Origin of the sequence: Hydrogenophaga sp. H7, assembly GCF_002025745.1 — a bacterium.
GTDB classification, from domain to species: domain Bacteria; phylum Pseudomonadota; class Gammaproteobacteria; order Burkholderiales; family Burkholderiaceae_C; genus Hydrogenophaga; species Hydrogenophaga pseudoflava.
Genome location: NZ_MCIC01000016.1, coordinates 348,799 through 363,223, shown reverse-complemented (window position 1 = coordinate 363,223; position 14,425 = coordinate 348,799). Strand labels below are relative to the sequence as shown.

Genomic DNA, 14,425 nt, shown 5'->3' with positions numbered 1-14,425 from the left:
GCCATGTTCACGCCCGACGCCCCTGCCCTGCCCGCCCGCTCGCTGCCTGGTCTGCTGCACGGTCTGGTGCAGACCCAGCCCGACGCCCCGGCCATCCGCTGGCTCGACACCGCGACGGACACCCGCAGCGACTGGAGCTTCGCCCGGCTCAACGCGGTCGCCGACACGCTGGCCCGCTGCTTCATGGTGCTGGGTGTGCGACCGGGCGACCGCGTGGCCTGGCTGGGCTTGAACCACCCGGCACTGATCGCCGCGCTGTTCGCGCTCGGGCGCCTGGAAGCGGTGCTGGTGCCGCTGAACACGCGGCTGGCCGTGGCCGAGTGGAGCGCGGTGCTGGACGACTGCACGCCCAAGCTGCTGGTGCACGACACCTCGTTCAACGAGGCGGCGGGCGTGCTCTGCGACGGCCCCGGTCGCCCGGTCGACCTGACGCTCGACCACCTGCTAGCGTGCGCGCCGTCGACCCTGCTGCCGGAAGCCCCGACCGAGGCGCTGGACCGCCCGGCGCTGCTGGTCTATACCTCGGGCACTACCGGCACGCCCAAGGCCGCCGTGCACACCCAGGGCAACCTGCTGGCGAACATGGCCATCGCCGCGCAGGTGCAGGGCCTCACGGCGGAGGACACGGTGCTGACCGTGCTGCCGCTGTTCCACGTGGGCGGCCTGTGCATCCAGACCCTGCCAGCGCTCTCGGTCGGCGCCACCGTGCTGCTGCACAGCCGCTTCGACCCCACGGCCACGCTGCGTGCCATTGCCGAGGAACGACCCAGCCTGACGCTGCAGGTGCCCGCCACCCTGCAGGCGCTGACCGCCCACCCCGGCTGGACCGCCACCGAACTCTCATGCCTGCGCACGGTCTGGGCCGGGTCTTCGGTGCTGCCACCCGAGCCGCTCAAGGCCTTCATGGCGCGCGGCGTGCCGGTGAGCAATGTCTACGGCAGCACCGAGACCGGCCCGTTCTCCATCGCCCTGCCACCGGAGCACGCCGCCACCCACCTCGGCTCCTGCGGCTGGCCGGCGCCGGGCGTGGACATCCGGCTGCTGGGCTTCGACGGCCGGCCCGCGCCCGCTGGACAGGTCGGCGAGATCGCGGTGCGCGCGCCCAACGTGGTCGCGACCTACTGGCCCGACCGGCCCGCCCTCGACGCCGACGGGTTCTTCCACAGCGGCGACCTGGCGCAGCAGGCCGCGGACGGCAGCTTCACGGTGGTTGGCCGCGCCAAGGACATGATCATTTCGGGCGGCGAGAACATCTACCCAGCCGAGATCGAAAACCTGATCGCCACCCACCCGGCGGTGGCCGAATGCAGCGTGGTCGGGCAGGCCGACGCGCGCTGGGGGGAGGTCGCGGTGGCGGTGGTGGTGCTGCGCGACGCATCGGCCGCTGCGGAGGGCTGGGACGCACCGCTGCGCGCCTTCATCGACGGCCGGCTGGCGCGCTACAAGTGGCCGCGCCGCTGGGTGCGGCTGGAGGCCCTGCCGCGCACCGCGCTGGGCAAGGTCCAGAAGGCCGCGCTCAAGGCGTTGCTGGAGACGCCGCCGGCGAACTGACGCGTGTGGCCAGCCAGATCAGCACCAGCACCGGAAGGCCGAGCAGCGCGGTGGCGGTGAAGAAGGTCGGGTAGTCGTAGGCGTCGACGAAGGCACCGGAGTAGCCCGCCAGCCACTTGGGCGCGAGCAGCATCATGGAACTGAACAGCGCGTACTGCGTGGCCGAGTAGCTGACGTTGGTCAGGCTCGACAGGTAGGCGATGAAGGCCGCCGACGCCACACCAGCGCTCAGGTTGTCGGCCGAGACCACGGCGATCAGCGCGGTCACGTCGTGGCCATGGCCAGCCAGCCAGGCGAACAGCAGGTTGCTGGCGGCCGAGAGAATGGCGCCGAGCATCAGCACCCGCATCACGCCCAGCCGCAGCGAGAGCGCACCGCCGACAAAGGCGCCCACCAGGGTCATGATCACGCCGTAGACCTTGGTGACCGCCGCCACCTCGTCCTTGGTGTAGCCCATGTCCACATAGAACGGGTTGGCCATGATGCCCATCACCACGTCGCTGATGCGGTAGACGCCGATCAGCGCCAGGATCAGCAGCGCGTGCGTGCCGTAGCGCTTCAGGAAATCGGCGAACGGCTCGACAAAGGCGCCGCGGAACCACTCGGCCGCGTTGCGGCTGGGCGGCAACGCGACCTGCGCCGGCTCGCGCGAGAACAGCACCGTGACCACCCCCACCAGCATGCTCGCCGCCATGACGAGGTAGGCAGTGGTCCAGGCGGCGTTCTGGTAGAGCGCGCCGGGCGCCGGTTTGGCGGCTTCGACAGCCCCCGCCACCGCAGCCGCCGCAGGCGCCACCTCGGCCCGCGCCGCCAGCCAGAGCACGCCGGCACCGGCCCAGATCATGGCCAGCCGGTAGCCGGTCTGGTAGGTCGCTGCCAGCGCGCCCTGGTGGGCGGCGTCGGCCGACTCGATGCGGTAGGCGTCCAGTGCGATGTCCTGCGTGGCCGAGGCGAAGGCCACCGCGAGCGCGCACCAGACCACCGTGTCCAGGTGGGCGCGCGGATCAGCGAACGCCATGCCCGTCAGCGCCACCATGATCGCGAGTTGCGACAACAGCAGCCAGCTGCGGCGGCGGCCCATGGCGCGGGTCAGCAGCGGGATCGGCAGCCGGTCGACCAGCGGCGACCAGACCCATTTGAAACCGTATGCAAGTCCGACCCAGCTCAGGTAACCGATGGTGGTGCGGTCCAGCCCCGCCTCGCGCAGGCGGAAGCTCAGCGTGCCCAGCACCAGCAGCAGCGGCAGACCAGCCGAAAACCCGAGCGCGAACATGCGCAGGCTGGCCGGTTCCAGATAGGCCTTGAGGGTGTCTCCCCAGCTGGGGCGGGGGGTGGTGGCGTGGGTGTCGGGCGACGCTGGCGTGACGGATGGCTGGTTCATGAACAGGGTGGGCGCGAGGCCAAGCGGCGGACCCGTGGCAGGCGACGGGGGCTTTGCCTATTATTGGCCCATGTGCTTTCTCTGCGACCTCAAACAGCGCTCCCCCGATGCCCCGGCCGCCGGCCCCTGGCAGGCCCGGCGCGCCTTCCTGCTCGCCGCGTCCGCGGCTGCGGCCGCCCCGGCCATGGCCCAGGTCGACGTCGGCAAGGCGTCGGGCATGCGCAAGCTGGTGCCCGCCGAAACCATTGAAAAGGCCGGCGCCCAGCAGTTCGTGGCCACGGTCCAGGAGGCGAAGAAGCAGAACGCGCTGATGCCCGCCGACCACCCGCAGACCAAGCGCCTGCACACCATCGCCAAGAAGATCATTCCGTTCACCGCCGCCTGGAACCCGCGGGCGAAGGACTGGCAGTGGCAGGTGGCGCTGATCAACAGCGACCAGATCAACGCTTTCTGCCTGCCCGGCGGCAAGATCGCCTTCTACACCGGCATCCTGAACAAGCTGCAGCTCAGCGACGACGAGACCGCGATGATCATGGGTCACGAAATGGCCCACGCGCTGCGCGAACACGCGCGCGAACGCCTGGCCAAAAGCAGCGCCACCAACCTCGGCCTGCGCCTGGGCGCCGAACTGCTGGGTCTGGGCAACCTGGGCGCGGTCGCCGCCGACATGGGCTCGCAGCTGCTGACGCTCAAGTTCAGCCGCGAAGACGAGAGCGAAGCCGATCTGGTCGGCCTGGAACTGGCGGCGCGCGGCGCCTACCAGCCCAATGCCAGCGTCAGCCTCTGGCAGAAGATGGCCAAGGCCGGCGGCGGCAATGGCATCGCCTTCCTCTCCACCCACCCCAGCGGACCGGAGCGCATCAAGCAGCTGCAGGCGAACGTGCCGAAGGTGCAAGGCCTGTACGAGCAGGCCCGGCGGGGCTAGCATCCGCCCGTCGGCGTCCGCCGACGCTCATACAAAGGAGACACGCCATGAAAGCCCTGGTGACCGCGTCCGCCCTGATGTTCTGCTCGGCGGCCTTTGCGCACAACTGCCCCAACGAAATGAAGGCGATCGATGCCAAGCTCGGCACCAACCCGAGCCTGTCCGCGGCCGACATGGACAAGGTGAAGTCCTTGCGCGCGCAAGGAGAAAAGATGCACAAGGAAGGCAAGCACGACGAGTCCATGAAGGCCCTCGGCGACGCGAAGAAGCTGCTCGGTCTCTGAGCGGGCGGTGTCCGGGCGGGCCGTTCAGGCCGCCTGGACATACGGGTTGAAACGCCGCTCCTCGCCCAGCGTGCTCTCCGGCCCGTGCCCCGGGATGAACACGGTGTCGTCCCCCATCGGCCAGAGCCGGTCCTTGATGCTGGCGATCAGCTGCGCGTGGTTGCCCTGCGGGAAATCGGTGCGGCCGATGCTGCCGGCGAACAGCACATCGCCGACGAAGACCCGCTGCGCCTCGGGTGAGTGAAACACCACGTGGCCCGGCGTGTGGCCCGGGCAGTGCCGCACGTTGAGCGTGCAGCGCCCGATCTGCACCGTGTCGCCGTCGGCCAGCCAGCGCGTCGGCGTGAAATGGCCCGCTGGCGGGAAGCCGAACATCCGGCTCTGCTGGGGCAGGCCGTCGATCCAGAACTGGTCGCCCGGGTGGGGGCCGATGATGGGCAGGTCCAGCCTTCCGGCCAGCTCGGCCGTGCCGCCCGCGTGGTCGATGTGGGCATGGGTCAGCCAGATGGCCTTGAGCGCGACGCCCAGCTGCTTCGCCGCGTCGACCAGGCGGTCGAGGTCGCCGCCCGGATCGATCACGGCGGCGTCGCGGGTTTCATCGCACCAGACGATGGAGCAGTTCTGGGCGAAGGCGGTGACGGGAATGGTCTGGTAACGGAACATGGTGGGTCGGCATCGCAAAGACGTTGGGGTGGCGGCCAGGCCCCGGATTCTCCACCACCCAGATCAGCCAACCAGGGAACGCGCACCCACCCATTGCCCCTGACGGCAAAGCCGCTGCATCGTCTCCACGGCCAGTGCGGCCACCGCCTGGCAGGCCGTGGAGCGGGGAATGTGCGCCGAACTGCACACCGCCAACACCCGCTCCAGGGGCGGAGGGCCCACCGGCGTGGCGCGCAGCAGGCCCGCGTCGATGTCGGCTTGCAGGGGCATGACCGGCAGCAGCGTGCGGCCCAGGCCGGCCTGCAACGTGGTGCGCAGGATGCTGATCGAACTGATGTCCGCCTCGACCCGCGGTGGCGGCAAGCCTGCGGCGGCCGCCGCGGCCTCGATGATCGGGCGCACACCGTGCGGACTGGCCGGCAGGATCAGCGGCTGCGCCAGTGCCTGCTGGAGGGTCAGCGTGCGGCCCCGGCGCCCGGGCCGGGGCGCGCTGGCCGGCTCGATCAGGCAGAGCTGCTCGCTCAGCACAGGGCTCACCGAAAAGCCCCCGAGCTGGCCATCGTCGAACAGCACCGCCAGCTGGATCTGGCCGGTGCGCAGCTGGCGCGAGAGGTTCCCGGTCAGTTCCTCGGTCAGCTCCAGCGTCACCCGGGGAAAGCGCTGCCTCACCTCGCGCAGCAGCGGCAGCGCCAAGGCGCTGGAGGCGCTGTGCGGCAGGCCGAACACCACCGTGCCTTCGGGCTCCTGGCGGGTGCTGCGGGCACTGGCCACGGCCTCCTCGGCCTGGCGCAGGATCGACACGGCGTGCGGGAAAAACCGCTGCCCGGCCTCGGTCAGGCCGACCCCGCGGCGCGAGCGCTCGAACAGGCTGACCCCCAGCTCCGCCTCCAGCTGCGCGAGCTGGTGGCTCAGCGCCGACTGCGCCACGAACACGCGCTCGGCCGCCTTGGTGACGCTGCCACTGTCGGCGATCGCCACGAAATAGCGCAACTGTCTGAGTTCCATCGCCAGCACCAATCCATCTGTTTTCGAGATGGTAGTGTGAATGCTCTGTATTGGACAGATGACCCTGACCCGCGTTCAATACACCCACCCCAGCGGACCACCGTCCTGCCCGCCACAAGCGGTCAGTCAGCGCCCCACCAGGCCGGCACGGTCGTCCGCAGCACCGCTCACCGGCGGTGTGGCCCAGGGTTTTGAGCAGCGGCTCAGAGCTGGAAGTCGTATTCGATGGTGATCGGGGCGTGGTCGCTGAACTTCTCGCCCTTGTAGATCGCCTCGCTGCGCGCGGTCTCGGCGAACGCCGGGGTTGCCAGGTGGTAGTCCAGCCGCCACCCCACGTTGTTGGCATAGGCCTGGCCCCGGTTGCTCCACCATGTGTAGCAGGTGTCGGTGGTATCGGGCTGCAGCCGGCGGTAGACGTCGACCAGCCCGCCTTCGTTCAGCAGCTTCGTCATCCAGGCGCGCTCTTCGGGGAGGAAGCCGCTGTTCTTCTGGTTGCTGCGCCAGTTCTTCAGGTCTTTTTCCTGGTGCGCGATGTTGACGTCGCTGCAGATCACGAACTCGCGCTTCTGTTTCAGCGCCATCAGGTGCGGGTACACCAGGTCCAGAAAGCGGTACTTGGCCTCCTGCCGCTCGGGACCGGACGAACCGCTGGGAAAGTACACACTGATGACCGAGAACTTGCGCTTGGGGGTGTCGAAGCGCAGCTCGGCCCAACGCCCTTCGGCGTCGAACTCGCCGCCATCGAAGCCAATGACCACGTCACTCGGCTCGTGCCGGGTGTAGACCGCCACGCCCGAGTAGCCCTTCTTCTCCGCGAAATGGAAGTGCCCCTTGAGGCCGACCATCTCTTCGAACCGACCGGCTACGTCGGCGGCCTGGGCCTTGACCTCCTGCACACAAATACAATCCGGCGCATGCCCGGCGAGCCAGGTTTCCAGCCCTTTGTTGCTGGCCGAACGGATGCCGTTGAGGTTGAGGCTGGTCAGTTTGAACAAGGATTTCCCCATGTCGTTGGATGCGGGCGCCGTGGGCGCCGGTGCAAAAAAGGATTCGCTGGCGCAGGACTTCGTGCAGTTCTGCGTGGACTCGGGCGTGTTGCGCTTTGGCGAGTTCAAGACCAAGGCCGGCCGCCTGTCGCCCTACTTCTTCAACGCCGGTCTGTTCGACGACGGTGCCAAGCTCGGCCGGCTCGCACAATTCTATGCACAGGCCCTGATCGCCAGTGGCATTGAGTTCGACATGATCTTCGGCCCCGCCTACAAGGGCATTCCGCTGGGCGCCGCCGTGGCCATCGAGCTGGCCCGCCTGGGTCGCAATGTGCCGTTTGCCTACAACCGCAAGGAAGCCAAGGACCACGGCGAGGGTGGCACGCTGGTCGGTGCGCCGCTCAAGGGCCGGGTGCTGATCGTCGACGACGTGATGAGCGCCGGCACCGCCGCGCGCGAGTCGATCGCCCTGATCCAGGCCGCCGGCGCCACCGCCCACGCCGTGGCCATCGCACTGGACCGGCAGGAAAAGGCCACCGAAAAAGCCGCCGACGGCACGGTGCGGGATGTGGACCACAGCGCCGTGCAGTATGTGCAGAACGCCCTCGGTCTCAAGGTCTGTGCCATTGCGAGGTTGGAGGATTTGCTGCAGTATCTGACGGGCCGTACAGGTGCCGAACTGAACCAGCACCGGGACCGCGTGCTGGCCTACCGCGAACGCTACGGCGTTGCCTGAGGAAACGCCTTGATCCGATCTGTGCCCACCGCCGCCACCACTTGTTGCCACTGCCTGGCCGGTACGGGCATGCTGTTGCTGGCCCTGACGGCCCCGCTGGCCGTGGCCCAGGAAAAGAACAGCGGCGGCATCTACAGCTGTGTGGACAGCAAAGGACGACGCCTCACCTCGGACCGCCCCATCGTTGACTGCCTGGACCGGGAACAGAAGGAACTGGGCGCCTCGGGCACGGTCCGGCGGGTCGTGCCGCCCAGCTACACGGCCGAAGAGAGAGCCCGACTCGAAGAACAGCGCCGTGCGGAAGAACTGGAGCGCTCGCGGATCGCCGAAGAGCGGCGGCGCGAGCGGGCCCTGCTGATCCGCTACCCCAACCAGGCCATGCACGACAAGGAGCGCGCCGAAGCGCTCAAGCAGATCGACGAGGTCATCGAAGCGGTGAAAAAGCGCGTGACCGAACTGGGCAGGCAGCGCCAGGAGATCGACCAAGAGCTGGAGTTCTATCAGGGCGACCCCAAGAAGGCGCCGCCCTGGCTGCAGCGCAAACTGGAAGACAACGCCCAGCAGGTGCAGGTGCAGAACCGCTTCCTGAGCGACCAGAACCTGGAAAAGCAGCGAATCAACGCCCGGTTCGACGAAGAGCTCGCCAAGCTGCGCACGCTCTGGGTGAAACGATAACCCCCCTGCGCCGCTGAAGCGGCTTCCCCCCTGAGGGGACAACGCCTGTGGCCCGGCGAAGCCGGTTCCACGGCGTTCACTTGAAGCAGGCACGCGCTGCGGACGCGCACCATCCGGTCGGGACGCGTTGACCCGCTCAACCCAGCTTTTGCTTGAGCAGCTCGTTGGCCTGCTGCGGGTTGGCCTTGCCCTTGCTGGCCTTCATGACCAGGCCCACCAGCGCGTTGAAGGCCTTGTCCTTGCCGGCGCGGAACTGCTCGACCATGGGGGCGTTGGCGGCCATCACCTCGTCGATGATCTTCTCCAGCGCGCCAGAGTCGTTCATCTGCTTGAGGCCCTTGGCTTCGATGACGGTGTCCACGTCCTGGCCTTCGCCTGCCCACAACGCGTCCATCACCTGCTTGGCGGCGTTGTTCGACACCGTGCCATCGGCGATGCGTTTGAGCAGCGCGGCCAGCGTGTCGGCGCTCACCGGCACCTGGGCGATGTCCTTCTCTTCGTTGTTCAGCCGGCGCGAGACCTCGCCCATGATCCAGTTGCTCGCCATCTTGGCCTGACCGGATGCCTTGGCCGCGGTCTCGAAATACGCCGCCATCGCCGGGCTCTGCGTCAGCGTGGTGGCGTCGTATTCCGGCAGGCCGTAGTCGGCCACCAGGCGCTCGGCCATCTGGCGCGGCAGCTCTGGCATGCTGGCCTTCACCTCATCGACCCACGAACGCGCGATCACCAGCGGCGGCAGATCAGGATCGGGGAAGTAGCGGTAGTCGGCCGCGTCTTCCTTCGTGCGCATGGCGCGCGTCTCGCCGGTGTCGGGGTCGAACAGCACCGTGGCCTGCTGGATGGCGTGGCCGTCCTCGATCTGTTCGATCTGCCAGCGCACCTCGTAGTCGATGGCCTGCTGCATGAACTTGAACGAGTTCAGGTTCTTGATCTCGCGGCGCGTGCCCAGCGGCGCGCCTGGCTTGCGCACCGAGACGTTGGCGTCGCAGCGAAACGAACCTTCCTGCATGTTGCCGTCGCAGATGCCGATCCAGGTCACGATCTTGTGCAGCTCTTTCGCATAAGCCACGGCCTCGGCGCTGGAGCGGATGTCCGGCTCGGTCACGATCTCCAGCAGCGGCGTGCCGGCGCGGTTGAGGTCGATGCCCGACTGGCCGATGAAGTCTTCGTGCAGGCTCTTGCCCGCGTCTTCTTCGAGGTGGGCGCGCACCAGGCGCACGGTCTTTTTCTCGTCGCCGAGGAAGAAGCTGACCTCGCCACCCTGCACCACCGGGATCTCGAACTGGCTGATCTGGTAGCCCTTGGGCAGGTCGGGGTAGAAATAGTTCTTGCGTGCGAACACGCTCTGCTCGGCGATGTGCGAGCCCAGCGCCAGACCCAGGCGGATGGCGCAGGCCACGGCCTCGCGGTTCATCACCGGCAGCGTGCCCGGCAGCGCCAGGTCCACCGCGCAGGCCTGGGTGTTCGGCTCGGCACCGAAGGCGGTGGGCGCGCGGCTGAAGATCTTGCTGTTCGTGGCCAGCTGGGCGTGGGTCTCGAAGCCGATCACGACTTCGTAACCTTGCACCAGCAGGGAAGCTTGTTTCTGGTTGCTCATGTTCAGAAGCCCTCCGGCGTTTTCGTGTGCCAGTCGGTGGCCTCCTGGAAAGCGTGCGCGGTTTGCAATAGCGCGGCTTCCTGGAAGTAGTTGCCGATCAGCTGCAGGCCCACAGGCAGTTGGCCCGAACCGAAGCCCGCCGGCACGCTCATGCCGGGCAGGCCGGCCAGCGAGGCCGGCAGCGTGAAGATGTCGGCCAGATAGTTGGCGACCGGGTCGTCGCTTTTCTCGCCGATCTTCCAGGCGGTGGTGGGCGCGGCCGGGCCGGCGATCACGTCGCATTGGGTGAAGGCGTTCTGGAAGTCCTGCGCGATCAGGCGGCGGATCTGCTGCGCCTTGAGGTAGTAGGCGTCGTAGTAGCCGTGGCTCAGCACGTAGGTGCCGATCATGATGCGGCGTTGCACCTCGGGGCCGAAGCCCTCGCTGCGCGACTTCTTGTACATGTCGATCAGGTCGTCGTACTGCGCAGCGCGGTGGCCGAACTTCACGCCGTCGAAACGGCTGAGGTTGGACGAGGCCTCGGCCGGCGCGATGATGTAGTAGACCGGGATCGACAGCTCGGTGCGCGGCAGCGAGATATCGACCAGCGTGGCACCGAGCTTTTCGTATTCGCTCAGCGCGGCGCGCACGGCGGCGACCACATCGGGCGCACAGCCTTCGCCGAAGAACTCCCTGGGCAGACCGATGCGCAGGCCCTTGAGCGGCTGCGCAGCGGTGGCGCCTTCGCGCGGCGTGCCGAGCAGGCGGGTGTAGTCCTCGGCCGGGTGGTCCAGGCTGGTGGAGTCGCGGTCGATGTCCGGGCCGGCCATGGCCGTCAGCAGCATGGCGCAGTCGGCGGCGCTGCGCGCCATCGGGCCGGCCTGGTCCAGACTGGAGGCGAAGGCGATCATGCCGTAGCGCGAGCAGCGGCCGTAGGTGGGCTTGATGCCGGTCACGTTGCAGAAGCTGGCCGGCTGACGGATGGAGCCGCCGGTGTCGGTGCCGGTGACGGCCGGCGCCAGGCGCGCGGCGACCGCCACGGCCGAGCCGCCCGAGGAGCCGCCCGGCACACGGTCGATGTCCCAGGGGTTGCGGGCCACGCCGTAGGCGGAGTTCTCGTTGCTGCCGCCCATGGCGAACTCGTCGCAGTTGAGCTTGCCCAGGGTCACGGCACCGGCTTGTGCGAGCTTGGCGACCACGGTGGCGTCGAAGGGGCTCTGGTAACCCTGCAGCATCTTGCTGCCCGCGGTGCTGGGGAAGCCCTGTGTGACGAAGATGTCCTTGTGCGCCAACGGCACACCCAGCAACGGGCCGCGTTCGCCGGCCGCGATGCGCGCGTCGGCGGACTTCGCCTGTGACAGGGTCAGGTCTTCGTTGAAGGCCAGATAGGCGCCCAGGTTCTCATGCTGCTTCGCGCGGCCGAGCAGGGCCTGAGCGGCTTCAGCGGCGGACGTCTTCTTGTCGGCAATGGCGGTGGCCAGTTCGGCCACGCCCATTTCATGGATCTGCTTCGAGCTCATTCGATCACCTTGGGCACGAGGAACAGGCCGCGTTCGACGGCAGGGGCGCTGCGCTGGTTGGCCTCGCGGTTGTTGGGCTCGCTGGCCACGTCGGGACGCAGCCGCAGGCTGACGTGGTCGATGACGGCGGTCGGGTGGGCCAGCGGCTCCACGCCGGTGGTGTCCACCGCCTTCATCTGCTCGACGATGTCGAAGAAGCCATTGAGCTGGGTGAGCATGCGCTCGGCCTGGGCCGGGGGCATTTCCAGCCGGGCCAGGTTGGCGATGCGGCCGATGTCGGTCAGGGTCAGGGACATGACGGGGAATTCCGGGACGGTCGGTCGAAAGAAATCAGGCCCGGGCGAACCGCAAGGCGGCTGAAACGGCCTGTAAAGGAGATGATTTCGCCCCCGTTGCGCGCAGTTATGCACAGGGGATACGGTATTATCCAAGGTTTGGCGACCCCGACCGCCCATCGGGCCGTTTTTGTCGCTGAATCAAGGACTTAACCGGATTTCCTCCGACCCGCACCCGGCGGCGGCCACACGAAGCGGCGGTCGCGCCCCACAGGATTTTTCGCACCATGTTTGAAGCGTTCCGTCGGAGTTTCTCGACCGACCTGGCCATTGACCTTGGCACCGCCAACACCCTGATCTACGTTCGCGGCAAGGGCATCGTCCTTGACGAACCTTCTGTGGTCTCGATCCGCCACGAAGGCGGCCCCCAGGGCAAGAAGACCATCCAGGCCGTGGGCCACGAAGCCAAGGCCATGCTGGGCAAGGTGCCCGGCAACATCGAGGCCATCCGCCCGATGAAGGACGGCGTGATCGCCGACTTCACCGTCACCGAGCAGATGCTCAAGCAGTTCATCAAGATGGTGCACCCGCGCTCGATGTTCAAGCCGAGCCCGCGCATCATCATCTGCGTGCCCTGTGGTTCGACCCAGGTTGAGCGCCGCGCCATCCGCGAATCCGCCCTGGGTGCCGGTGCCTCCGAGGTCTACCTGATCGAAGAACCCATGGCCGCGGCCATCGGCGCCGGCCTGCCGGTCTCCGACGCTTCGGGCTCCATGGTGGTCGACATCGGCGGCGGCACCACCGAAGTCGGCGTGATCTCGCTGGGCGGCATGGTCTACAAGGGCAGCGTGCGCGTGGGCGGTGACCGCTTCGACGACGCCATCATCGCCTACATCCGCCGCAACTACGGCATGCTGATCGGCGAACCCACCGCCGAAGCGATCAAGAAAAACATCGGCTCGGCCTTCCCGGGCAGCGAAGTCAAGGAAATGGAAGTCAAGGGCCGCAACCTCTCCGAGGGCGTGCCGCGCAGCTTCACCATCTCCAGCAACGAAATCCTCGAAGCACTGACCGACCCGCTCAACAACATCGTCTCGGCGGTCAAGATGGGCCTGGAGCAGACCCCCCCCGAGCTCGGCGCCGACATCGCCGAGCGCGGCATGATGCTCACCGGCGGTGGCGCCCTGCTGCGCGACCTGGACCGCCTGCTGGCCGAAGAAACCGGCCTGCCGGTGCTGGTGGCCGAAGAGCCGCTGACCTGCGTGGTGCGCGGCTGCGGCATGGCGCTGGAGCGCATGGAGCGCCTGGGCACCATCTTCACTAGCGAATAAGCGCGCGCCGGATCACCGGCCCCGTCGAGAGCCCATCCCGCCATGCCACTGGGCACCCTGGACCGCACCCCGCCCCCGTTTTTCAAACAGGGGCCGTCGGCCCTGTCCAAGCTCATGGTGTTCAGCGCGGTCGCGCTGTTCCTGATGGTCGCGGACACCCGTTTCCAGATCACCATGCCGCTGCGCGCGGCGCTCGCCACGGCCCTGTACCCGGTGCAGTGGCTGGTGATGCAGCCGGTGGACGCCGCCCGCCAGGCCGGCGGCTACTTCACCAGCCTGCACGCCGCCGAGCAGGTGGCGTCCGACGCACGCACGCAACTCGCGACCCAGGCCGAGCGAGCGCTGCAGGTCGAGCAACTGACCCTGGAGAACCAGCGCCTGCGCGAACTGCTGGTGATGCGCGAGCGCATCACCACGCCCGCCACCGGCGCACAGGTGCTCTACGACGCCGCCGACCCCTATTCGCGCAAGGTGGTCATCGACCGCGGCCAGACCCATGGCATCGTGCCGGGCTCGCCCGTGATCGACGACAGCGGCGTGCTGGGCCAGGTCACACGCGTCTACCCCCTGGTGTCCGAGGTCACGATGCTGATCGACCGCGACCAGGCCATCCCGGTGCTCAACACCCGCACTGGTGTGCGCAGTGTGGTCTATGGTCAGCCCGGCGAAGACGGCGATGGGCTGGAGCTGCGCTACACGCTGGCCAACGCCGACATCAACGAGGGCGACCTCCTGACCACCAGCGGCGTCGACGGGGTCTACCCGGCGGGCCTGCCGGTGGGGCGCATCACCAAGGTCGAACGCCGCGCCGAGTCCTCGTTCACCCGCATCAACTGCGCGCCGGTGGCCCGCATGCAGGGGGTGCTGCATGTGCTGGTGCTCACGCCCGTGGGGCAGTCGCTGCCCGCGCCGCCAGCAGGCCCGGCCGCTGCCGGCAAGGGAGCGCCCCCGGTCGCGGCCACCCCATCCGACCGCGGGAGGTCGCCATGATCATGCGCCCCGGGCAGCAGCTGCTGCTGCCGGCCAACCCGGTGTTCATCTGGAGCAGCCTGATCGGTGCGCTGCTGATCAACATCCTCATGAACATGGGCCTGTGGGGCCGCGCCGCCTGGACGCCGGACCTGCTGGTCGTGGCCCTGGTGTTCTGGAGCGTGCACCAGCCGCTGCGCATCGGTGTGGGCACGGCCTTCTTCTTCGGTCTGGTGATCGACGTGCACCAGGGCGCCCTGCTGGGCCAGCACGCCCTGGCCTACACCGTGCTCGGCTACTTCGCGGTGTTCATGCACCGGCGCCTGCTGTGGTTCGACGTGCCGACGCAGGCGGTGCAGGTGCTGCCGCTGTTCTTCGCGGTGCACGCGCTGGAGTGGCTGGTGCGGCTGATCGCCGGCGACGGCTTTCCGAGCTGGAGCCACCTGCTGGCGCCGGTGATCGAAGCCGCGCTGTGGCCAGTGGCCTCGGTGCTGCTGCTGGCGCCACAGCGCCGCGCACCGGACCCGGACGACAACCGCCCCCTCTGA

The 14,425-nt window shown here is 68.3% G+C and carries 15 protein-coding genes; 8 read left to right on the top strand and 7 right to left on the bottom strand.

Annotation, left to right across the window (positions count from 1 at the left end):
- Positions 1–3: 3 nt before the first annotated feature.
- Positions 4–1,551, top strand: a complete 1,548-nt coding sequence (locus tag BC358_RS15330) for a class I adenylate-forming enzyme family protein (protein WP_079366494.1) — start codon at positions 4–6, stop codon at positions 1,549–1,551.
- Here BC358_RS15330 and BC358_RS15325 read toward each other — a convergent pair.
- The gene (locus BC358_RS15325) at positions 1,517–2,932 is read right to left on the bottom strand and encodes an MFS transporter (protein WP_143434322.1); all 1,416 of its coding nucleotides are present in this window, start codon (positions 2,930–2,932) and stop codon (positions 1,517–1,519) included. The two genes, BC358_RS15330 and BC358_RS15325, sit on opposite strands and share 35 nt — an antisense overlap.
- A 70-nt stretch (positions 2,933–3,002) precedes the next feature.
- On the opposite strand from BC358_RS15325, the gene BC358_RS15320 reads away from it, so the two are divergent.
- Both BC358_RS15320 and BC358_RS15315 read left to right on the top strand, forming a co-directional pair.
- Positions 3,003–3,857 carry a M48 family metallopeptidase gene (locus BC358_RS15320; RefSeq protein WP_079366492.1) on the top strand — a complete coding sequence of 285 codons (855 nt, stop codon included), beginning with the start codon at positions 3,003–3,005 and terminating at the stop codon, positions 3,855–3,857.
- 47 nt (positions 3,858–3,904) lie between these two features.
- Complete coding sequence (locus BC358_RS15315) at positions 3,905–4,141, top strand: hypothetical protein (RefSeq protein WP_079366491.1); 237 nt, start codon at positions 3,905–3,907, stop codon at positions 4,139–4,141.
- A 24-nt stretch (positions 4,142–4,165) separates the two neighbouring features.
- On the opposite strand, the gene BC358_RS15310 is transcribed toward BC358_RS15315, so the two are convergent.
- From BC358_RS15310 to BC358_RS15300, 3 genes are all read right to left on the bottom strand, one after another.
- Positions 4,166–4,804, bottom strand: coding sequence for an MBL fold metallo-hydrolase (locus BC358_RS15310; protein ID WP_079366490.1), 639 nt, complete (start codon positions 4,802–4,804; stop codon positions 4,166–4,168).
- A 63-nt stretch (positions 4,805–4,867) separates the two neighbouring features.
- Positions 4,868–5,809 carry a LysR substrate-binding domain-containing protein gene (locus BC358_RS15305; protein WP_079366489.1) on the bottom strand — a complete coding sequence of 314 codons (942 nt, stop codon included), beginning with the start codon at positions 5,807–5,809 and terminating at the stop codon, positions 4,868–4,870.
- 203 nt (positions 5,810–6,012) lie between these two features.
- Complete coding sequence (locus BC358_RS15300; RefSeq protein WP_066159948.1) at positions 6,013–6,804, bottom strand: exodeoxyribonuclease III; 792 nt, start codon at positions 6,802–6,804, stop codon at positions 6,013–6,015.
- 10 nt (positions 6,805–6,814) lie between these two features.
- On the opposite strand from BC358_RS15300, the gene pyrE reads away from it, so the two are divergent.
- Both pyrE and BC358_RS15290 read left to right on the top strand, forming a co-directional pair.
- Entirely contained in the window at positions 6,815–7,531 is a 717-nt protein-coding gene (gene pyrE, locus BC358_RS15295; protein ID WP_079366488.1) for an orotate phosphoribosyltransferase, read from the top strand.
- Between the two features lie 9 nt (positions 7,532–7,540).
- Positions 7,541–8,206, top strand: a complete 666-nt coding sequence (locus tag BC358_RS15290) for a DUF4124 domain-containing protein (RefSeq protein WP_256861534.1) — start codon at positions 7,541–7,543, stop codon at positions 8,204–8,206.
- A 136-nt stretch (positions 8,207–8,342) separates the two neighbouring features.
- Here the strand turns inward: BC358_RS15290 and gatB are convergent, their stop codons facing one another.
- From gatB to gatC, 3 genes are read right to left on the bottom strand one after another with little or no spacing between them, the layout of a single operon-like run.
- Positions 8,343–9,803, bottom strand: a complete 1,461-nt coding sequence (gene gatB, locus BC358_RS15285; protein WP_079366487.1) for an Asp-tRNA(Asn)/Glu-tRNA(Gln) amidotransferase subunit GatB — start codon at positions 9,801–9,803, stop codon at positions 8,343–8,345.
- A 2-nt stretch (positions 9,804–9,805) separates the two neighbouring features.
- Entirely contained in the window at positions 9,806–11,302 is a 1,497-nt protein-coding gene (gene gatA, locus BC358_RS15280) for an Asp-tRNA(Asn)/Glu-tRNA(Gln) amidotransferase subunit GatA (RefSeq protein WP_079366486.1), read from the bottom strand.
- Positions 11,299–11,598, bottom strand: a complete 300-nt coding sequence (gatC, locus tag BC358_RS15275; protein WP_066159933.1) for an Asp-tRNA(Asn)/Glu-tRNA(Gln) amidotransferase subunit GatC — start codon at positions 11,596–11,598, stop codon at positions 11,299–11,301. Before gatC ends, gatA begins: the two co-directional genes overlap by 4 nt.
- 266 nt (positions 11,599–11,864) lie before the next feature.
- Here gatC and BC358_RS15270 point away from each other — a divergent pair, with 266 nt between their 5' ends.
- The 3 genes from BC358_RS15270 to mreD are packed head-to-tail and all read left to right on the top strand — an operon-like array spanning position 11,865 to position 14,425.
- On the top strand, positions 11,865–12,908 hold the full coding sequence (locus BC358_RS15270) for a rod shape-determining protein (protein ID WP_066159930.1): 1,044 nt from the start codon (positions 11,865–11,867) through the stop codon (positions 12,906–12,908).
- 42 nt (positions 12,909–12,950) lie between these two features.
- Positions 12,951–13,898 carry a rod shape-determining protein MreC gene (gene mreC, locus BC358_RS15265; RefSeq protein ID WP_066159927.1) on the top strand — a complete coding sequence of 316 codons (948 nt, stop codon included), beginning with the start codon at positions 12,951–12,953 and terminating at the stop codon, positions 13,896–13,898.
- Positions 13,895–14,425, top strand: coding sequence for a rod shape-determining protein MreD (mreD, locus tag BC358_RS15260; protein WP_066159924.1), 531 nt, complete (start codon positions 13,895–13,897; stop codon positions 14,423–14,425). The genes mreC and mreD overlap by 4 nt, the downstream gene beginning before the upstream one ends.